Consider the following 18634-nt stretch of genomic DNA (forward strand, 5'->3'; position numbering starts at 1 on the left):
TGAGGAGCAGGCAGGTTGCAGGGAACGGGCTCCCTCATGCTCATTCCAGCCTGCTTATCAAAAGCTCGCTTTTGCTCGTAGAGAGAGGCGCGAAGGGAAGAGGAGGAGTGGGTGTTTTCTCTCACACCTCACTCCTCTCAACTCACTCCTGAACAGCTGCTTCAAGCTAGCTTCTTGTACTTGACTCGCTTGGGCTTGGAGCCCTCGTCGCCCAGACGGCGCTTCTTGTCCGCCTCGTACTCGTTGTAGTTGCCGGGAAAGAACTCCACGTGCGAGTCGCCTTCGAACGCAATGATGTGCGTGGCGATGCGATCGAGGAACCAGCGGTCATGCGAAATGACCATCGCGCAGCCGGGGAATTCCAGCAGGGCGTCTTCCAGGGCGCGCAGGGTTTCCACGTCCAGGTCGTTCGACGGCTCGTCCAGCAGCAGCACGTTGCCACCTTGCAGCAGGGTCTTGGCCAAGTGCAGGCGACCCCGTTCACCGCCGGACAGGTTGCCCACGATCTTCTGTTGGTCGGTGCCCTTGAAGTTGAAGCGACCGATGTATGCGCGCGACTGGATCTCGAAGTTGCCGATGGTCAGGATGTCCAGGCCGCCGGAGATTTCCTGCCACACGTTGTGCTTGTCGTCGAGCATGCCACGTGACTGGTCGACATAGGCGAGCTTGACCGTGTGGCCGAGCTTGACTTCGCCGACATCGGGCTGTTCTTTGCCCATGATCATCTTCATCAGTGTCGACTTACCAGCACCGTTGGGGCCGATGACGCCAACAATGGCGCCCGGTGGCACCTTGAACGACAGGTCATCGATCAGAAGGCGGTCACCGAAGGACTTGGAGACATTTTTGAATTCGATCACTTCCTGACCGAGGCGCTCGCCCGGTGGAATGAAGATTTCATTGGTCTCGTTGCGGCGCTGGTACTCGACCGCGTTCAGTTCCTCGAAACGGTTCAGGCGCGCCTTGCCCTTGGACTGACGTCCCTTGGCCGCCGAACGCACCCATTCCAATTCCTTTTCGATTGCCTTCTGACGCGACTTTTCCTGCTGCGCTTCCTGCTTGAGGCGAGCATCCTTCTGCTCCAGCCACTCGGTGTAGTTACCCTTCCACGGAATGCCGCGGCCGCGATCGAGTTCGAGGATCCACTCAGCGGCATTGTCGAGGAAGTAGCGATCATGGGTGACGGCCACGACAGTGCCGGGATAGCTCTGCAGGAACTGTTCCAGCCAGTCGACCGACTCGGCATCCAGATGGTTGGTTGGCTCGTCCAGTAGCAGCATGTCCGGCTTGGACAGCAGCAGGCGGCACAGCGCCACGCGACGCTTTTCACCACCGGAGAGCGCGCCGATCTTGGCGTCCCACGGCGGCAGGCGCAGCGCATCGGCCGCCACTTCGAGCTGGCGTTCCAGCGCATGCGCGTCGTTGGCGGCAAGGATCGCTTCGAGCGATTCCTGTTCTTTGGCCAGCTTGTCGAAATCCGCGCCCTCCTCCGCGTAGGCGGCATAGACCTCTTCCAGGCGCTTCTGCGCGTCGAGAATCACCGAGACGCCTTCCTCGACCGCTTCGCGCACGGTCTTTTCCGCGTCTAGCTGTGGCTCCTGCGCCAGGTAGCCCACCTTGATGCCCGGCTGCGGGCGCGCTTCGCCCTGATAGTCGGTATCAACGCCGGCCATGATCCTCAACACGGTCGATTTGCCGGCACCGTTGAGACCCAACAGGCCGATCTTGGCGCCCGGGAAGAACGACAGGGAGATGTCTTTGATGATCTGACGCTTCGGGGGGACGATCTTGCTGACCCCGTTCATGGTGTAGATGTACTGCATGCTTCGCTCCCTCAAGGGCGGATTCGGGCCCGCGGATATGCGTGTCCGGCAAAGAAAATGGGACGTTGATCGACAATTATCGCTGATAGGTCGTCGGGCCGCCATGATCACGGCAAGTCTTTAGATGTCGGTCGGGGAAGGCCGTGGCCATGTGAGTGTATTCGAGTCGGTCGCGTAGTCGCCCGACAAGCTGTTAGGGGAAAGCTTACAGGCCCCAAATTCGAGAGCTGATACGCTGGATCTGCAATACGATAAAAGTCAAGGAGATCTCATGAAACGGAGCCTTTTATTCGCCGCGCTGATGCTGGGCCTTCCCCTTCAGGTACTTGCCGCCAGGCAGGAAAGCTGCCCGAAAATCGAGCAGATCCAGCATCGTGGCGGCGTCTACACGACCGTCGATCAGCACTGGCTCGGCATCAGCCAGTCAGGCTCTAGCGCCGTGATTGGTTTCACGGAAGCGACGTTTTATCCGGATGGGGCAAAAAACTTGCGTGGGCGATTGAATAGCTGTTCCTACCAGCTTGACGGCGGGCAAATGCTGGACATGCGCTACAAACGCGATGCGTCGTCCGATGTGATCGTCAACATTCGTGATAATGGGCAATGGTCGCGGCAAGAAGGGCCGTTCGGCATTGTCTATCATCTATGCAAAGGTCCCGATCCGAGTGTCTGCGCCTTCTCTGAGAGCCAGAGCTGAGGGGATAAGTCAGCCAGGCTCTTCCTATGGCAGTTCCAGGTTGAAATGCCAATTGCCGTAGGCGAACGCGTGCTGGCCCGGTCGGCCGTCAAGCTGGAATGACCGCTTGATGGCCGGCTTTTTCGCCTGTTTTCGCAGTCTTCTTGGGGTTTTTTCTTGCGGCAGGCGCCTGCAAAGGTCTCGTCTGTCGAGCGGGTACCTCGAGTTGAGCCTTGGCCTGAAGCGGTTACTGGGAAAACAACCTTGAGATGTGCTTGACGAACTGGCGGCTCACCCAGCGAGTCTGCTTGTATCATTCAGGTTTTGTATAACTTGTATTTCGCCATTCTGGCGCGGCATAGCCCGGTTCGGGGAGGGCCAGAAGCGGCAGGTCAACGAGCGGATTCGGGAAAGAGACTTTTGAGGCCATCGCTTTGCCATGGACCGTCCCTCGATTAGGCCGTCTCTATCTGCACGCTTCGAGGACTTGCCAGGCATGCGATGAGAGGTAGTGACGTGGATGGAGCGGCGGCGTCAGCATGGAGGAGGTTATCGGCCCTGGACCAGGCAGCCGCGCGATGGGCCGCATCAGAAGGGCGATGGGCGATCGTGCTTCACGAACTGGTCTGCTTTGGCATCAAGCAAGCCTCGGCTTGCCTGTTCGGAGCATGCATGCTGTTCCTGTTGCTGGCGACCTGGGCGTTCTATCCCCATGACGCATGGCTGGCCCGCTACGACTTCCTGACGCTTGCCGCGTTCTTGCTACAGATGGGGCTGCTTGTCCTGGGCTTGGAGTCGCGACAGGAAGCGATGGTCATTGCGCTGTTCCATGTGACCGGGACGTTGATGGAGATCTTCAAGACCGCGATGGGGTCCTGGGTGTATCCGGAGGTGGGGGAGGCCGTGCTGCGTATCGGCGGCGTGCCGCTCTTTACCGGATTCATGTATGCCTCGGTGGGCAGCTATGTCGCCCGCGCATGGCGCCTTTTCGATTTCCGCTTTACGCGGCATCCGCCGTTTCGTGTCACTGTGGTGCTGGCGGTAGCTATCTATGCAAATTTCTTCAGCCATCATTTCTTGCTGGATATGCGGCCTTTATTGTTTGCCGCACTGGCGATCATGTTCGGGCCGACATGGATTGATTTTCGCATTCGGCATAGCTACCGGCGTATGCCGCTGTTGCTTGGATTTTGCCTGGTGGCCGCTTTCATCTGGTTAGCCGAAAACCTGGGTACGTTCGCATCGGCCTGGCGTTACCCGCAGCAACACGATCAATGGCATCTGGTGCCGATAGGCAAGTTCGGTGCGTGGCTGCTGTTGATGATCATCAGTTATGTGATGGTGTCTGCTGTGGCGCATCGAATGTCCGGATCGCCTCATTCGGCGAACCCTTGATGGGGGGCTGCAAAAGAATGGCCTTCTGTTGCGCTCCTTAGCGCAAGAGCGCCTGGTGGATCAGGATCTGGAGTGAGCCTGCTGAGTTCCTGTAGGGCCACCCTCAAAGGTGATATAGATGCGCTCCGCATTTTCGTGTTTTTGCCAGCCCCATATGACCGCAACATCCTCCGGAGTGTTCGGTTTGTCAGACAAGAGCACGTCTTCCCTCTCTTGAAGGGCTATTGCCCAGTAAAGGCTTCCACTGCCTCAGCGTCCGAATATCCGCAGTTCACTAGAGCCTAAGGGATGGTTGACGTAGAGCGTGATCTTTTCACCTTGCTGCAGTGAAAAAAAACAGGAAGTTTCCCGTCGTCGGGCACCGGGATAGCCGCTGCTGCATCCTGCATGGTGGTAGAGACCATGAGTGCCGATGAGTCGAGCGGGACGGCTCGCGACCATGGCATGGATTATTGCGCCATGGTCGGCAAGGACATGGCTACGCCCGCGCCAACCGGGATGCAGAAAATAAGAGTTCGCTTCATGTTCGTGATGTGCTCCATGCGGTAATGGCGACTGCGGAATGCAATCGCCATCACCATGAAAACACGCCACTTCGAATGCCGGGAATGAGAGCGACCCGCTCATGTCGTTAGGCACGGCCATCAGCGGTGTGATCATTGCGCCACCTGGGGCGAGGTAAGTCGATGCGTGGCCTTCGCTGCCGCGTTAGCTTGGGATGCAGTCATCGCGGACTGCGGTCTGTATGGGGCTTGCGTAGTCGATCAGCGCCGTGACCGTGCGTGTGTGCAGGGAAGCCGCGTCTTGTCCTGGCGGCAGCATGTTGGCGATTTCCAGCATCACTGCGCCATGCAGGGACGCCCAGATCTGATGGCCGAAAATCGGCGCGTCAACCTCGATCAGGCCTTCGGCCGCCATGGCGTCCACGTGCGCCGTGATGGTTTGCCACATGCGGCGATGTGCCTCCTGGTAAGCCGGGTCGTCCTGTCGCGGCTCGGGGTATTCGAACATCAGGCGATACGTGGCCGTGTTCGTGCGCGCGAACGCGATATAGGCATCGCGCACTGCGCGGCTGCGACTTCGTCCGTCGCCAGGTTGCGCGAGCGCATCTTCCAGGCATTGCGAAAAGCGATGCATGCCGCGTGTGCGCACGGCGGTCATGATGCTGTCCTTGTTGGGGTAATAGCGATAGGCGGTCATGGTGCCGATGCCCAGTTCCGTGGCAATGCGGCGCATGGTGACGGCGACCGGCCCTTCTTCCACGTACAGCCGTGCGGCCACGGCGCAGATGCGCTCGCGAAACGATTCGGTCTCCTGCTCGCTCAGTGCCTTGGGCATGGCTTGTGCCTCAGGGCGTGACGTGCAGCGTCTTGCGGAAGAAATCGAGCGCATCGGCAAGGATGCGGGCGTGCACCTGCCTGCGATCGACGCCCTGCGGGTCGGAGCAGATCACGGCGGCTTGTCTTGCCAGTTCTGGCGAGCATGGGGCGAGGAATACCCAATGATCGGCCTTGGGCACCATCGTCTTGCCGGCCAGTGTATGCAGCAGGGGCGCCAGGTGTTCAGCGTTCTCGGAGGGTATGAGTACGTGGTCGTTCTGGGCGTAGTAGAGATACACCGGGCGATCAACCGCTGCGGCACCAGCGGCATCGAAGGCGATGCTTTGCGGCGCCATCACGAAAGCGGCCTTGACGCGAGGATCGGCTGTCATTCCCCATTGCATGCTGTCCTTCTGCAGCAAGGCGGCCACATCGATATCGGTTTGCCCGCGCCTGGCTGCCGAGGCGAACAGGCGGCGGGTGACATCGCAGACATCATGGTCGCCGGGGTACTTTTTGCAGTAAGTGATAAAACGGTCGAAACGAGGTTTGGCCCCCACTACCATCAGGGCCGTATAACCGCCCGCCGAGAAGCCGGCCACGCCGATGCGGTCTGGGTCGATCAATACCTTCCAGCTCGGGCTGGTCAGCAGGGCGTCGATGGTCTCGGCCACCTGGATCGGACGCCCGCCCATGACACGTGGATAACCTACGCCAGTCTGGTCGTGGAAGTTGTCCCCGGGGTGTTCGAGCGTAGCCACGATGAAGCCGTGACTGGCCAGGTAGGTCGCAAGGTCATGGTGTCCCATGTCCGAGCCACCGTTGCCGTGGGAAATGACGACCATTGGATGGATGCCGGCCTGGACGGGGGCATCGGCGGTTGCGGCGATGTGGTAAGGCCCCCGGACGGTGTCGCCCGACGCCCGCAGAGAAGGGTAGAACACCAGGCCCGGCATGGCGACGTCGTTGACCCGGTCGTGAATCGACAAGGTCTGGAATCCCACCCCGGTGGCCGGGGCATGGGCAGCATGAGCCCATGGCAGTGTGAGCGTACACAGGCAAACGAGCAGGCCAGCCAAGCGGTTGCGGAATAGCATCATGGGATTCCCTGATCAGGCGTACAGTGTACCGTACGCTGTACGACATATACCTCGCAAGTGCTGCCATTGGCCGTAACCCGCGCCGAGCGTTACAATTTCAGGTCTAAATCCCCGTTTGCCACATCGAAAGAGGTCAGGATGTTCCCGAAGAACGACACGATCGCCGGCTATGACGACGAGTTGGCCCAGGCCATTGCCGCCGAGGCCCGTCGCCAAGAAGACCACGTCGAGCTGATCGCCTCGGAGAACTACGCCAGTCCACGCGTGCTTGAGGCGCAGGGCTCGGTACTGACCAATAAGTACGCCGAAGGTTATCCCGGCAAGCGCTACTACGGCGGTTGCGAGTTCGTCGACGTTGCCGAGAAACTGGCCATCGATCGCCTCAAGCAACTATTCGGGGCTACCTATGCCAACGTCCAGCCGCATTCAGGCTCGCAAGCCAACCAAGCGGTCTACCTGGCACTGCTGCAACCGGGCGACACCATCCTGGGCATGTCGCTGGCGCACGGTGGTCACCTGACCCACGGTGCCAAGGTCAATGTGTCGGGCAAGCTGTTCAACGCGGTGCAGTACGGCGTGAACGATCAGGGCCTGGTTGACTACGACGAAGTCGAGCGACTGGCGGTCGAACACAAGCCGAAGATGATCGTTGCCGGTTTCTCTGCTTATTCGCAGGTCATGGACTGGGCGCGTTTCCGTGCCATTGCCGACAAGGTCGGTGCATGGCTGTTCGTGGACATGGCGCACGTGGCAGGCCTGATTGCCGCCGGTGTCTATCCCAATCCGGTGCCGCACGCCCATGTAGTCACTTCGACCACGCACAAGACCCTGCGCGGTCCGCGTGGCGGTTTCATCATCGCCAAGGATCCGGGCGATGATGTCGAAAAGAAACTGCAGTCGATTGTGTTTCCAGGCATCCAGGGCGGTCCCTTGATGCACGTGATCGCCGCCAAGGCGGTGGCCTTCAAGGAGGCGCTGGAGCCGGAGTTCAAGCAATACCAGCAGCAGGTGGTTGCAAATGCCAAGGTCATGGCACGCACCTTGATCGAGCGCGGCTACAAGGTCGTGTCCGGTGGCACCGAGAACCACCTGATGCTGATCGACCTGATCGGTCGCGAGGTCACCGGCAAGGACGCGGAAGCGGCCTTGGGCAAGGCCCATATCACGGTCAACAAGAACGCCGTGCCGAATGATCCGCGTTCGCCCTTCGTCACCTCCGGCTTGCGCGTGGGCACGCCGGCGGTTACAACGCGTGGCTACAAGGAGGCTGACGTGGTGGAGTTGACCAACTGGATCTGCGACGTGCTGGATGCGCCCGCCGACGAGACAGTGCTCGCCAAGGTGCGCGCGCAGGTCACGGCGCAGTGCGAGAAGTTCCCCGTCTACGGTTGAGGAGCCAGGGTCGAGGGGGCGCCGATTGTGGTGCTCCCTGGTCCGTCCAGCGATGCATTGTCCGTTTTGCCAGCACGAAGATACGCGTGTCATCGATTCGCGCCTGACCGAAGACGGTGCCACCGTGCGCCGTCGCCGCGAATGCCCGCAATGCGGTGAGCGCTTCAATACGTTCGAGACGGCCGAGTTGAAGTTGCCGACCATCGTCAAGAGTGGCGAGCGTCGTGAGAGCTTCGACGAGCGCAAGCTGCGCGTGAGTTTCGAACGCGCGCTCCAGAAGCGTCCCGTCGCTACCGACGCCGTGGATGATGCCGTGCGCATCATCATCAACGATCTGCGCAAGAGCGGCGAACGGGAAATGCCCTCGCGGCAAGTCGGCGAGCTGGTGATGCGCGAGCTCAAGAAGCTCGACCAGGTTGCCTATGTGCGTTTCGCTTCGGTATACCGTCGATTCGAAGATGTCCACGCGTTTCGCGAGGAAATCGAAAAGCTCGAACGTGATCTGCCAGGCCTGGAAAACCTCCAGCTCTCGTTGCTTGGCGAGGCGGCGGTCAAGCGCAGCAAGAAAGGGTAGGGGCCTCCTTTTTCGGGCGTATGGGCCGCTATGGAAATCCATGGCGCTCTGCCAGAATGCGCGCCATGGCCGATCCCCTCTTTTCCGCTGTCGATCATCTGCATATGGCCCACGCCCTGCGTCTGGCCGAACTGGGGCTGTTCACCACCCAACCCAATCCACGAGTCGGCTGCGTCATCGCCCATGGGAGCGAAGTGGTTGGTACAGGCTGGCACCGCAAGGCGGGCGAGCCGCATGCGGAAGTGCATGCCCTGCGCGAAGCCGGTGATCGAGCACGCGGTGCCACCGCCTACGTCACCCTTGAACCCTGCGCGCATCACGGTCGAACGCCACCTTGTGCCGATGCCCTGGTCCAGGCCGGCGTGGCACGCGTGGTCGTTGCGATCGAGGATCCGTTTCCGCAGGTGGCCGGACAGGGGATTGCCAGGCTTCGTGCCGCCGGCATCGAGGTGCAGGCAGGGCTGATGCGCGAAGCCGCGCGTGAACTGAATATCGGGTTCTTCAGCCGTATCGAGCGCGGTCGGCCCTGGGTCCGCATCAAGTTGGCCATGAGCCTGGATGGGCGTACCGCGCTGGCGACGGGCGAGTCGAAATGGATCACCGGCGTGGCCGCGCGCGAGGATGTGCAACGCTGGCGCGCACGCAGTTCGGCGGTGCTTACCGGCAGTGGCACGGTCTTGGCGGACAACCCACGTCTTACGGTTCGCCTTGAGCAGCCGCATGCGCAAGCCACGCGCGTGGTACTTGATCGCCTGTTGCGTACACCCAGGAACGCACAGGTGCTGGATGGCCAGATGCCCACGCTGATCCTGCATGGGGCAGGCGCCAGGCCCGACAGCCGTTTCGACAGCGTCAAATGCATGGTCACCGCGGAAGTAGGACACAGTTTCGATTTGGCTGCCGCAATGAAGCTCCTGGCTGAGCAGGATTTCAACGAAGTGCAGGTCGAATCCGGGCCGACGCTTTGCGGCGCGCTGGTGGCGGCGGGCCTGGCCGATGAGCTGCTTATCTACGTGGCTCCCGTGCTGCTGGGCGACCACGCCATGCCGCTGCTGGGCCTGCCCGCGCTCACCGATATGTCCCGGCGTCGTTCGCTGCGCATGATCGAGCAGCGGCAGATAGGCGACGATTGGCGGTTGCGTCTGCGCCCGGTCGATGTCGCGTAGTTCCCGTTTCTCCTTTGAGCGACAGCATCCCGTTGCGGTAGGAGCGTGTGACCCTACGGCTTCAAGGCAACGTCGTTCCGGCGCAGGTCGGGACCCACAGGCTGGACTCCGATGGACCTGAAGATTGTAGATTCTAGCCGTCGCTGACTTCGGCAAGAGGGTTTTTAGAGACTCCCTGCGTCGCGTCTTGCATCGCGATTGAGGTCGCTCCAGCAAAGCACTGTGGCATTTCAGCGCGAAAAATCGATCGAGATCTTGCCAAAGTGCCGCGCCGAAGCCAGCAGGTCAAAAGCATCATGCAGTTCATCGAAGCCAAATACGCGGTCGATGACTGGTTGCAGCCTGGTCTGCTCGATCGCGGTCACCATCTGCTCGTGCTGTTCCAGTGAGGCAACGGCCACGCCTTGCAAATGGACGCGCTTTAGCAGTGCGTGCGACAACGGGATGCTGGCTTCGCCGCCGCCCAGGAAGCCGACCAGGGCGATCAGTCCATGCATGGCGACGGCCTCCATCGACTGTCGTAGCGTCGAGCCGCCCACGGTTTCGATCACGGCATCCACGCCACGGCCGCCAGTGGCCTCCCGTACAAGGCTAGCCCACTGCCCATGACGGACATAGTTGATGCCGACTTCGGCGCCCAGCGCCTTGGCGCGTTCGAGTTTTTCGTCACTGGATGAAAGCACGATGACGCGCGCGCCACGCAATCGGGCAAATTGCAGCGCAAACAGCGATACGCCTCCGGTGCCGAGCACGAGCACGCTCTGGCCGCTGGTGATGTGCGAAATCTCCAAGCTATGCCAGGCAGTGAGAGCTGCTATGGGTAGGGTGGCCGCCTGCACGGCGCTCAAGTGCGTGGGTGCAGGAGCGAGCGCATAGGCGTCGAAGCAGGCCAGTTCGCGCATGACGCCGTCGTTTGGTCCACCCGGTTCGGCATGTATCCACTCCGGCCGGATGGCGCCGGCCAGCCAGCGTGACTTGTAGAGCGTAGTCACGCGATCACCAGGTTTGAAGCGACGCACGCCCTCACCCACGGCAACCACGGTGCCCGCGCCATCGGAGATCGGCACCACGGGAAGCGTCGATTCGGTATAGAGCTTGCCCTGGACCAGCAGGAGATCGCGGTAGTTGAGCGAGGCGGCTTCCAGTCTGACCAGCACTTCGCCTGCTCGCGGTTGCGGATCGGGCAGTTCGATTCTTTCAAGGTGATCAAGACCGATGGCGGTGAGGCGATAGCTGCGCATGGCGTGTTTCCTTGGGAAAGGCGTCATGGTGATACCCGAGGACATCGGTGATAATCCATGGAATTGGCATATAATTTATTCAAATTATGAATCAATCATTTGAATTGACGCCTACGCGTGTACGCGAGTTGCGGGCATTCGCGCTTTCCGCGCGCCTGCTCAATTTCTCGTTGGCCGCCCGGGAGGCGGGCTGTACACCTTCGGTATTGAGCCGGCGCATTGCGTCCCTGGAAGATGCCGTAGGCACGCGCCTGTTCCTGCGCACGACACGTCGCGTCACCCTGACTGCACGCGGCGAGCAACTGCTCGCTCACTGCGAGCGACTTGAGCAAGTGATGGTCGATCTCGCAGCCGACCTGCGTCCGCGCGAGGGTGAACCAGAAGGCTACCTGCGCCTGCACCTGCCGTTGGCTTATGGCCGCCATCGCATTGCGCCGTTGCTGGCCCGTTTCATGGCCCTCCATCCGCAGGTTCATCTCGAAGCTCACTACGATGACGCATACGCAGATCTGGTAGCGTCACGGACGGATTTGGCCATTCGTGTCGGGCAATTGGCCGATGTGCAGCTAGTGGCGCGACCGATAGGCCATATGCGCCGTTACCTCTGTGCTTCGCCCGGTTATCTCGCGTCGGCACCACCGCTGGGCGATCCTGTCGATCTGAAAGCGCACCGTTGCATCGCTTTCAGCGGTCTGCGAACAGGCACGTTGTGGCAGTTGCATCGGCAGCGCCAGCGTCGTTCGGTGCGTGTCGAGCCTGTCATGCGCAGCAACGATGTCGAAGCCATGCGTGACGCGCTGGTTGCCGGTGTCGGCATCGGCATCATGGGAGATTACCTGGCCGATGCTCTGGTGGCGCAAGGCCGGCTCGTTGAAGTGTTGCCGGACTGGCAACTACAGCCTGCACCGATCCACCTTGTCTGGCTACCGGGCGCGGATCGTACACCGGCGATGCGCCTGCTGATCGATGATCTGGTCCGGGCGATGGCCCAGGCGGCCTGATCACGGCCGATGCAACGCGCTGTTCGCCAGAAGGCACAAACAGCACGGCGGCCCTGGCTGGGGTTGATGCTAGAATCGCCAGGGCCGGCTCGCCGGTAAAACCACAACGACGTCTTCAGGGCGGGGTGGAATTCCCCACCGGCGGTAGGTGCCCGTAAAGGCACGAGCCCGCGAGCGCTCCTGGTACCCGCCGGGAGGTCAGCAGATCCGGTCCGATGCCGGAGCCGACGGTCAGGCAGCCCCAACGGGTTGTCCACAGTCCGGATGAAAGAAGACGGCCAGCGCGACGCCATGCGTGGCGGTATGCGTTTGCCTCCAGCCTTGGGGCGTTCTTGCTTTTGTTCGAGGAGAACGTTTCATGTTTACCGGAATCATCCAGGTCGTCGGCCGCATTGCCCGGCTGGAGCCACGCGGTGGCGATGTACGTCTTCACGTCGATACCGCCGGACTCGACCTGGCCGATGTGCAGCTTGGCGACAGCATCGCCGTGTCGGGCGTCTGCTTGACCGCCGTCACGCTGGACGCTCGCGGTTTCAGTGCGGACGTATCCAACGAAACCCTCTCCCTGACCACACTGGGCCAGCACAAGGCCGGCGATCCAGTGAACCTGGAAAAGGCCTTGCGGCTGGCCGATCGCCTGGGCGGCCACATGGTCTCGGGCCACGTGGACGGCGTGGGCAAGGTCATTTCGGTGACGCCAGATGGCCGTTCGCAGCGCTGGACCTTCGAGGTGCCTTCCTCGCTGGCGCGCTACATCGCGGCCAAGGGCTCGATCTGCATTGATGGCACCAGCCTGACCGTCAATGAGGTTAACGGCTCCCGTTTCGGAGTGAACCTTATTCCCCACACGGTGGCACATACGGCGTTCCATGCGCGTCGTCCAGGTGACGCGGTGAATATCGAGGTGGACGTGGTGGCTCGCTACGTGGAACGGCTGTTGTCCGGTGAGGGGCAGTCACCACGCCTGGACGAGGCTTTCCTCAAGCAGCACGGCTTCGCCTGAACCCCCCGCAATCATCAGAGCAGCATTCATGGCATTCAACACGATTCCCGAAATCCTCGAAGATATCCGCGCCGGCCGCATGGTCGTGATCCTTGACGACGAGGACCGCGAGAACGAGGGTGACCTGATCATGGCCGCACAGATGGTGCGTCCGGAAGACATCAACTTCATGGTGCGCGAGGCACGCGGCCTGGTATGCCTGACACTTACCGAGCAGCGCACGCGCCAGTTGGGCCTCAAGCCGATGGTCAGCGACAACACTTCGCCGTACCAGACCAATTTCACCGTTTCCATCGAAGCGGCCGAAGGCGTCACGACAGGCATTTCCGCGCATGACCGTGCACGCACCATCCAGGTGGCAGTCAAAAGCGATGCCAGGCCGCAGGATCTGTCGCAACCGGGCCATATCTTCCCGTTGACGGCCCAGCCCGGCGGTGTGCTTACCCGTGCCGGACACACCGAAGCCGGTTGCGACCTGGCGGCACTGGCTGGCCTGGAGCCTTCGGCCGTATTGATCGAGATCCTGCACGAAGATGGTTCGATGGCACGCCGCCCGGAACTGGAGGTCTTCGCCCAAAAGCATGGCCTGAAGATCGGCTCGATCGCCGATCTGATCCGTTACCGCCTGGAAACGGAAAAGACCGTGCAGCGCGTGTACGAGGAAGAGGTCGATACTGAATTCGGTCCGTTCCACCTGATCGCCTACCGTGATGCGATTCGCCAAGGCCTGCATTTCGCTTTATCGCGAGGGCAGATCGATGATGGCTCGCCGGTGCTTTCGCGCGTGCATGTGCGAAACACCTTGTCCGACGTGCTGCATTTGCAGCGCGATGATCTTGGCCTGACAGTCACCGCCGCGTTGCGCCGCATTGCCGATGAAGGGCGTGGCGTATTGCTGGTGCTGTCGGGCGAGGACACTCCTGACGCCCTGCTGCGTCGCCTGACCCGGCAGCCCTCGCAGCAGGCCCCGGAAGAGGCACAGCAGCAGGAGTGGCGCCAGCTCGGCCTGGGCGCGCAGATTCTCACCGACCTGGGGGTGCAGCGTCTGCGCGTGCTGGGTACGCCGCGCAAGCTGGTCGGCCTGGCGGGCTTCGGACTTGAGGTGATCGAGCATGTGTAGCACTCGGACCTTCGTCGGCGAGGACGGCAGGCCGGTAGCAAGCAAGCCGGATGCATGTCATCGTCGATCGCAGCGTCACATACAGACGATCGGCTGAATCATGTCCCATATCCGCCTCATCGGTCCTTCCGGGTATCCCCATGATCACGCGGCCATGGCCCGTGGCGTCCAACGCCTGCGTGCGAACGGCCATGTCGTGGACGGCCTGGATGTCCTGGAACGTGTGCAGTTGCGCTTTGCCGGCAGCGATATCGAGCGTGCCGGAGACATCAATGCGCTGGCTACTGTCGATGACCTGCCCGACATCGCCCTCGCCGTACGCGGGGGATATGGTGCGACGCGGTTGCTGGAGCACCTTCATTATGGCGCTCTACGCGAGCGGCTGGCGGCGAGCGCGACGCTGCTGGTAGGGCACAGCGACTTCACCGCCATCCAGATGGCCTTGCACGCGCGCAGCGGCCTGGTGACCTTTGGTGGTCCCATGCTCGGGCCGGATTTCGGTGCAGAGACCTTGAGCGAGCTGACCCTGCCGCATTTCTGGCAGACCGTCCGTGCGCCCACGTCCAGCGCGAGCTGGCAGACCGACGGGGCTGACCTGGATGTCGAGGGCACGCTGTGGGGGGGCAATCTGGCAGTGATCTGCAGCTTGCTTGGTACGCCTTATTTTCCAGGCATCGATGGCGGCATTCTGTTTGTCGAGGATGTGGGAGAGCCACCGTTCCGCATCGAGCGCCTGCTTTACCAGTTGCACCTGTCCGGGGTGCTGGCCCGGCAACGCGCACTGATCCTGGCAGACTTCACCCGTTGCCGCCCCGCCGACTATGACAACGGCTACGACCTGGATCAGGCGTTTGCCCAGTTGCGCCGTTTCAGCCCGGTGCCCGTGCTGCGAGGCCTTCCCTTTGGCCATGGCCAGGACAAATTCACCCTGCCGTTCGGTGTGCCGTCCCGGCTTGCCGTTGAGGACGGCGAGGCCACCTTGCGCTTTGAAGGCTATCCCTGCCTGAGCGCCTGACTCTCAAAACCCGTAAAATACCTGCCCGCATTGGGCCGGCTGCCCCAAGGACCCGTTTCCGCATGAAGATCATCGAAGGCGATTTCGCCACGCCCAAAGGCCGTTTTGCCATCGTCGCCGGCCGTTTCAACGGTTTTGTCGTCGAGCCGCTGGTAGCCGGCGCGCAAGATGCCCTGGTTCGCCATGGTGTGAAGGACGACGCGATCGACTTGGTCCGTGTGCCCGGTGCCTGGGAAATCGCCCTGGCCGCGCACAAGCTGGCCAATTCCGGCAAATACGCCGCAGTAATCGCGCTGGGCGCTGTGATCCGCGGCTCTACGCCCCATTTCGACTATGTCGCGGGTGAATGCGCCAAGGGTCTGGCCCAGGCAGCCTACAGCTCGGGTGTGCCGGTAGCATTCGGCGTGCTGACCACCGACAGTATCGAGCAGGCCATCGAGCGCTCGGGCACCAAGGCGGGCAACAAAGGAGCCGACGCGGCGATCGCAGCGTTGGAAATGGTCAATCTCTACGCGCGGCTGAAGTAATGAACCAGCGTCCCGAAGGCATCGATCTGGCCGCGCGCTCGCGCGCTCGTCGCCGTGCGTTGCAGGCGATCTACGCCTGGCAGATGAGCGGCAGCACGATGAACGCGGTCATCGACCAGTTCCGCCATGAGCAGGATATGGAAGTGGCAGACCTGGAATACTTCGAGGACCTGCTGCGCGGCGTGGAGCAGAACGTCGAAGTGCTCGACGAAGCGCTCACCCCATATATCGATCGTGACGTGGGGCAGATCGATCCGATCGAGCGTGCTGCACTTCGCATTGCCGCTTATGAGCTGAAATTCCGGCCTGATGTGCCATACCGCGTGGTGATCAACGAAGCCATCGAGGTCACCAAGCGTTTTGGCGCCGACCATGGTCACAGTTACGTCAACGGCGTCCTGGACAAGTTGGCCGGACAACTGCGCAATACCGAGAAGCGCGGCTGAGGCCGCCTTCCGGTATGGAGTTCCGGCTGATCGAGCGTATTCGTGCGCGCACCATGCAAGGGCGCGAAGATGTGCGGCTGGGTATCGGTGACGATGCCGCAGTGCTTGCGGTGCCCGTGGGTCAGGAGCTGGTGGCGGCCATCGATAGCATGGTCGAAGGTGTGCACTTTCCGGTCGGCACCGCATCCGCCGACATCGGCTGGAAATCGCTGGCGGTCAATCTTTCCGATCTGGCAGCCATGGGCGCGATGCCCGCCTGGGCTCTGCTGGCGCTGACGTTGCCCCAGGCCGAGCCGGCTTTTATTGAGGGTTTCACCGAGGGCTTCGCCGAGTTGGCGCAGTCGTACCGGCTGGCACTGGTCGGTGGTGACACCACGCGAGGCGCCCTGACGGTAAGCGTGGCCGTGCATGGTTTCGTACCTCCTGGGCAGGCATTGACCCGCAGTGCAGCGCAACCGGGCGACGTGATCTTCGTGACCGGCACGCTTGGCGATGCGGCGGCCGGCCTACATTGCTTGCAGGCGAACGTGCAGTCCTCGGCTCATGGCGACTATCTGATCGGTCGGCTCAACCGGCCCACGCCGCGAGTACAGGCTGGCATGGCGCTGCGCGATATGGCGCATGCCTGCATCGATGTTTCGGATGGCCTGCTGGCCGATCTCGGCCATATCTGCGTCGCCAGTGGCGTGGGCGCGGAAATCGACGCTAGTTTGTTGCCGTATTCGTCAGCCATGCTTGGGCTTTTCGATGATGTCAGTGCACGCGATTTCGCGCTTGGCGGCGGCGACGATTACGAATTGTGTTTCACCGTGCCGGCAGCGCGTGCTGCCGACACACAAGCGAATCTTGCCCGACTCGGCTGTGGCGGCACGCGCATTGGTCGTATTGTCGAAGGGCAGGGCGTGCGCGTACGTGATGCACAAGGGCATTGGCTCGATGCAGTCCGGCGCGGCTGGGAACACTTCTCCGTATGAACGTTGAGCGCAAGAAGCTGACATCGGAGCAACGTCGCACCTTGCTGGAATCGCCTGCTGGGTGGCTGGCCTGCGGGCTGGGTTCAGGCTTGGCACCCGTGGCGCAGGGCACGTTCGGCTCCCTTGCCGCGCTGATTCCCTGGTGGTGGCTGCACCGGTTGGGTGTGCCTGCCTACGTCGCGATGCTGTGCATCGGGTTTGTCATTGGCGTGTGGGCTTGTGAAATCGCCGGGAGGCGCTTGCGCGTCGATGATCACCGCAGCCTGGTGTGGGACGAATTCATCGGACAGTGGATCGCCTTGCTGCCACTGCAATGGTTGCCGTTCTCGTGGCCCATGCTGGCAGCCGGTTTTGTTCTGTTCCGCCTGTTCGACGTCAGCAAGCCCTGGCCCATTGGCTGGGTGGACCGGCGCGTGAAGGGTGGTTTTGGCGTGATGATCGACGACGTGATCGCCGGTGTGTTCGCCGCCATCGTGTTGGCCTTGCTGGGCTATTTACTCGCGCGTTGACGCGGGCGGGCGAACGTTTCGTCCACGGGCGGCCGCTTATAGTGGAAACTCCTTCCTTTCGCGTAGAGGATGACCAACATGCAATATCGCCGCCTTGGCCGCTCGGGCCTGCAATTGTCTGCACTGTCGTTCGGCGCATGGGTCAACTTCGGTCGTCAGGTCGATCGTTCCACCGCACGTCAGATGCTGGCGCTGGCTTACGATCGTGGTGTCAATTACTTCGATAACGCCGAGACCTACAACGCCGGTGACGCCGAGCGTTTGATGGGCGATGTCCTGGCCGATCTACGCTTTCCGCGTGACAGTTACTGCGTGTCGAGCAAGGTATATTTCGGCGCCACGGCTGACCCTCGCCCCACCCAGCGAGGCTTGTCGCGCAAGCATGTGATCGAGGCCTGCCACCAAGCGCTGCAACGATTGCACGTCGATTATCTGGATCTGTACTTCTGTCATCGCCCCGATCCGGATACACCCGTCGAAGAAACCGTGGCGGCGATGGATACCCTGGTACGCCAGGGCAAGGTGCTCTACTGGGGTACGAGCGAATGGTCGCCACCGCAGATCGAGGAGGCACACCATGTTGCACGAAATGGGCATTTCTATGCGCCCGTGGTCGAGCAGCCCGAATACAACCTGTTGCACCGCGAACGCGTGGAGCGCGAATACGCGCCGTTGTTCCGACACTTCGGCATGGGCGCCACGATCTGGTCGCCCCTGGCGTCAGGCTTGCTGACCGGCAAGTACAACGACGGCGTGCCGGATGACTCGCGGTTGGCGATGCCGTCCTACCAGTGGTTGCGCGAAAAGGTACTGGGCCAGGGCGACGAGCGCATCGGCAAGGTGCGCAAGCTGCAACCCATCGCCGACCAGCTTGGCGTGTCGTTGGCACAGATGGCCATTGCCTGGTGCCTGCTCAATCCGAATGTATCGACCGTGATGCTCGGTGCCAGCCGCGTCGAGCAACTCGCGCACAACCTCGATGCATTGGATGCCCTGAACAAGTTACAGGGCGACGTAATGCAGGCGATCGAGGCTGCGCTGGCCTGATTGCACAATCGTCGGTTTGCGCCGCCGCCTAGCGCGTGGCAGCGACTGCATGGGCTCCTGCGCAGAACGCAGAGCGCGATGACGTTGTCCATAAAAAAACTTTGAAACGATGCGATTGCTGATCGAATGTGTGAGCGGTTCAGTCGCTTTTGTTTGAGGCTGACACGGATGAATGCCATGGCGTACAGCACGAAGCTATGCTGATCGGCTAGGAATGCTGATTGCACCGGATCAAGGACGTGTTATGCCATTGCGCCGCCTGAGTGCCGCGATCGTTTCGCTGCTGGGTTCCTCGCTTGTCCATGC

The 18634-nt window shown here is 61.5% G+C and carries 19 protein-coding genes and 1 riboswitch; of the genes, 14 read left to right on the forward strand and 5 right to left on the reverse strand.

The window, feature by feature from the left end:
- Positions 1–161: 161 nt before the first annotated feature.
- A complete protein-coding gene (gene ettA, locus VF436_RS14580; RefSeq protein WP_330904759.1) occupies positions 162–1823 on the reverse strand; it encodes an energy-dependent translational throttle protein EttA in 1662 nt (553 codons plus the stop codon).
- Positions 1824–2094: 271 nt separating this feature from the next.
- Between ettA and VF436_RS14585 the strand changes: the two genes are divergently transcribed.
- Both VF436_RS14585 and VF436_RS14590 read left to right on the forward strand, forming a co-directional pair.
- Complete coding sequence (locus tag VF436_RS14585) at positions 2095–2520, forward strand: DUF3757 domain-containing protein (protein ID WP_330904760.1); 426 nt, start codon at positions 2095–2097, stop codon at positions 2518–2520.
- Between the two features lie 588 nt (positions 2521–3108).
- Positions 3109–3894, forward strand: coding sequence for a DUF817 domain-containing protein (locus tag VF436_RS14590; protein ID WP_330904761.1), 786 nt, complete (start codon positions 3109–3111; stop codon positions 3892–3894).
- Between the two features lie 249 nt (positions 3895–4143).
- Here the strand turns inward: VF436_RS14590 and VF436_RS14595 are convergent, their stop codons facing one another.
- Genes VF436_RS14595 through VF436_RS14605 form a run of 3 tightly spaced genes read right to left on the reverse strand, consistent with a single transcriptional unit; the run spans position 4144 to position 6313 of the window.
- A complete protein-coding gene (locus tag VF436_RS14595; protein ID WP_330904762.1) occupies positions 4144–4554 on the reverse strand; it encodes a hypothetical protein in 411 nt (136 codons plus the stop codon).
- Positions 4555–4602: 48 nt separating this feature from the next.
- The gene (locus VF436_RS14600) at positions 4603–5232 is read right to left on the reverse strand and encodes a TetR/AcrR family transcriptional regulator (protein ID WP_330904763.1); all 630 of its coding nucleotides are present in this window, start codon (positions 5230–5232) and stop codon (positions 4603–4605) included.
- 10 nt (positions 5233–5242) lie between these two features.
- On the reverse strand, positions 5243–6313 hold the full coding sequence (locus tag VF436_RS14605; protein ID WP_330904764.1) for an alpha/beta hydrolase family protein: 1071 nt from the start codon (positions 6311–6313) through the stop codon (positions 5243–5245).
- Between the two features lie 138 nt (positions 6314–6451).
- Here VF436_RS14605 and glyA point away from each other — a divergent pair, with 138 nt between their 5' ends.
- The 3 genes from glyA to ribD all read left to right on the forward strand — a co-directional run bounded on the left by glyA (position 6452) and on the right by ribD (position 9445).
- Complete coding sequence (gene glyA / locus VF436_RS14610; protein WP_330904765.1) at positions 6452–7705, forward strand: serine hydroxymethyltransferase; 1254 nt, start codon at positions 6452–6454, stop codon at positions 7703–7705.
- 52 nt (positions 7706–7757) lie between these two features.
- A complete protein-coding gene (gene nrdR, locus VF436_RS14615) occupies positions 7758–8279 on the forward strand; it encodes a transcriptional regulator NrdR (protein WP_330904766.1) in 522 nt (173 codons plus the stop codon).
- A 65-nt stretch (positions 8280–8344) separates the two neighbouring features.
- On the forward strand, positions 8345–9445 hold the full coding sequence (ribD, locus tag VF436_RS14620; RefSeq protein ID WP_330904767.1) for a bifunctional diaminohydroxyphosphoribosylaminopyrimidine deaminase/5-amino-6-(5-phosphoribosylamino)uracil reductase RibD: 1101 nt from the start codon (positions 8345–8347) through the stop codon (positions 9443–9445).
- A gap of 230 nt (positions 9446–9675) precedes the next feature.
- Here the strand turns inward: ribD and VF436_RS14625 are convergent, their stop codons facing one another.
- A complete protein-coding gene (locus VF436_RS14625; RefSeq protein ID WP_330904768.1) occupies positions 9676–10686 on the reverse strand; it encodes an NAD(P)-dependent alcohol dehydrogenase in 1011 nt (336 codons plus the stop codon).
- Positions 10687–10772: 86 nt separating this feature from the next.
- Between VF436_RS14625 and VF436_RS14630 the strand changes: the two genes are divergently transcribed.
- From VF436_RS14630 to VF436_RS14670, 9 genes are all read left to right on the forward strand, one after another.
- Positions 10773–11687: a LysR family transcriptional regulator gene (locus VF436_RS14630; RefSeq protein WP_330904769.1), complete on the forward strand. Its 915-nt coding sequence runs from the start codon at positions 10773–10775 to the stop codon at positions 11685–11687.
- 107 nt (positions 11688–11794) lie between these two features.
- A riboswitch (FMN riboswitch) is annotated at positions 11795–11967 on the forward strand.
- Between the two features lie 78 nt (positions 11968–12045).
- A complete protein-coding gene (locus VF436_RS14635) occupies positions 12046–12690 on the forward strand; it encodes a riboflavin synthase (protein WP_330904770.1) in 645 nt (214 codons plus the stop codon).
- Between the two features lie 28 nt (positions 12691–12718).
- Entirely contained in the window at positions 12719–13810 is a 1092-nt protein-coding gene (gene ribBA / locus VF436_RS14640) for a bifunctional 3,4-dihydroxy-2-butanone-4-phosphate synthase/GTP cyclohydrolase II (protein WP_330904771.1), read from the forward strand.
- A 100-nt stretch (positions 13811–13910) separates the two neighbouring features.
- Complete coding sequence (ldcA, locus tag VF436_RS14645) at positions 13911–14825, forward strand: muramoyltetrapeptide carboxypeptidase (RefSeq protein WP_330904772.1); 915 nt, start codon at positions 13911–13913, stop codon at positions 14823–14825.
- A 62-nt stretch (positions 14826–14887) separates the two neighbouring features.
- Positions 14888–15352 carry a 6,7-dimethyl-8-ribityllumazine synthase gene (gene ribE / locus VF436_RS14650; RefSeq protein ID WP_330904773.1) on the forward strand — a complete coding sequence of 155 codons (465 nt, stop codon included), beginning with the start codon at positions 14888–14890 and terminating at the stop codon, positions 15350–15352.
- The gene (gene nusB, locus VF436_RS14655) at positions 15352–15798 is read left to right on the forward strand and encodes a transcription antitermination factor NusB (protein WP_330904774.1); all 447 of its coding nucleotides are present in this window, start codon (positions 15352–15354) and stop codon (positions 15796–15798) included. The genes ribE and nusB overlap by 1 nt, the downstream gene beginning before the upstream one ends.
- A 14-nt stretch (positions 15799–15812) precedes the next feature.
- The gene (gene thiL, locus VF436_RS14660) at positions 15813–16772 is read left to right on the forward strand and encodes a thiamine-phosphate kinase (protein WP_330904775.1); all 960 of its coding nucleotides are present in this window, start codon (positions 15813–15815) and stop codon (positions 16770–16772) included.
- The gene (locus tag VF436_RS14665; RefSeq protein WP_330904776.1) at positions 16769–17281 is read left to right on the forward strand and encodes a phosphatidylglycerophosphatase A; all 513 of its coding nucleotides are present in this window, start codon (positions 16769–16771) and stop codon (positions 17279–17281) included. Before thiL ends, VF436_RS14665 begins: the two co-directional genes overlap by 4 nt.
- A 78-nt stretch (positions 17282–17359) precedes the next feature.
- On the forward strand, positions 17360–18328 hold the full coding sequence (locus VF436_RS14670) for an aldo/keto reductase (protein WP_330904777.1): 969 nt from the start codon (positions 17360–17362) through the stop codon (positions 18326–18328).
- Positions 18329–18634 lie beyond the last annotated feature (306 nt).

It is taken from the genome of Dyella sp., from assembly GCF_036384435.1.
Classification (GTDB): domain Bacteria; phylum Pseudomonadota; class Gammaproteobacteria; order Xanthomonadales; family Rhodanobacteraceae; genus GSA-30.

What these genes read in the sequence shown, in the direction of transcription:
- VF436_RS14605 (WP_330904764.1), bottom strand. Translation starts at nt 6,313, where the DNA reads ATGATGCTATTCCGCAACCGCTTGGCTGGCCTGCTCGTTTGCCTGTGT.
- nrdR (WP_330904766.1), top strand. Translation starts at nt 7,758, where the DNA reads ATGCATTGTCCGTTTTGCCAGCACGAAGATACGCGTGTCATCGATTCG.
- nusB (WP_330904774.1), top strand. Translation starts at nt 15,352, where the DNA reads ATGAACCAGCGTCCCGAAGGCATCGATCTGGCCGCGCGCTCGCGCGCT.
- VF436_RS14595 (WP_330904762.1), bottom strand. Translation starts at nt 4,554, where the DNA reads ATGATCACACCGCTGATGGCCGTGCCTAACGACATGAGCGGGTCGCTC.
- ribD (WP_330904767.1), top strand. Translation starts at nt 8,345, where the DNA reads ATGGCCGATCCCCTCTTTTCCGCTGTCGATCATCTGCATATGGCCCAC.
- VF436_RS14635 (WP_330904770.1), top strand. Translation starts at nt 12,046, where the DNA reads ATGTTTACCGGAATCATCCAGGTCGTCGGCCGCATTGCCCGGCTGGAG.
- VF436_RS14670 (WP_330904777.1), top strand. Translation starts at nt 17,360, where the DNA reads ATGCAATATCGCCGCCTTGGCCGCTCGGGCCTGCAATTGTCTGCACTG.
- VF436_RS14625 (WP_330904768.1), bottom strand. Translation starts at nt 10,686, where the DNA reads ATGCGCAGCTATCGCCTCACCGCCATCGGTCTTGATCACCTTGAAAGA.
- VF436_RS14665 (WP_330904776.1), top strand. Translation starts at nt 16,769, where the DNA reads ATGAACGTTGAGCGCAAGAAGCTGACATCGGAGCAACGTCGCACCTTG.
- ribE (WP_330904773.1), top strand. Translation starts at nt 14,888, where the DNA reads ATGAAGATCATCGAAGGCGATTTCGCCACGCCCAAAGGCCGTTTTGCC.
- glyA (WP_330904765.1), top strand. Translation starts at nt 6,452, where the DNA reads ATGTTCCCGAAGAACGACACGATCGCCGGCTATGACGACGAGTTGGCC.
- ldcA (WP_330904772.1), top strand. Translation starts at nt 13,911, where the DNA reads ATGTCCCATATCCGCCTCATCGGTCCTTCCGGGTATCCCCATGATCAC.
- thiL (WP_330904775.1), top strand. Translation starts at nt 15,813, where the DNA reads ATGGAGTTCCGGCTGATCGAGCGTATTCGTGCGCGCACCATGCAAGGG.
- VF436_RS14585 (WP_330904760.1), top strand. Translation starts at nt 2,095, where the DNA reads ATGAAACGGAGCCTTTTATTCGCCGCGCTGATGCTGGGCCTTCCCCTT.
- VF436_RS14600 (WP_330904763.1), bottom strand. Translation starts at nt 5,232, where the DNA reads ATGCCCAAGGCACTGAGCGAGCAGGAGACCGAATCGTTTCGCGAGCGC.
- ribBA (WP_330904771.1), top strand. Translation starts at nt 12,719, where the DNA reads ATGGCATTCAACACGATTCCCGAAATCCTCGAAGATATCCGCGCCGGC.
- ettA (WP_330904759.1), bottom strand. Translation starts at nt 1,823, where the DNA reads ATGCAGTACATCTACACCATGAACGGGGTCAGCAAGATCGTCCCCCCG.
- VF436_RS14630 (WP_330904769.1), top strand. Translation starts at nt 10,773, where the DNA reads ATGAATCAATCATTTGAATTGACGCCTACGCGTGTACGCGAGTTGCGG.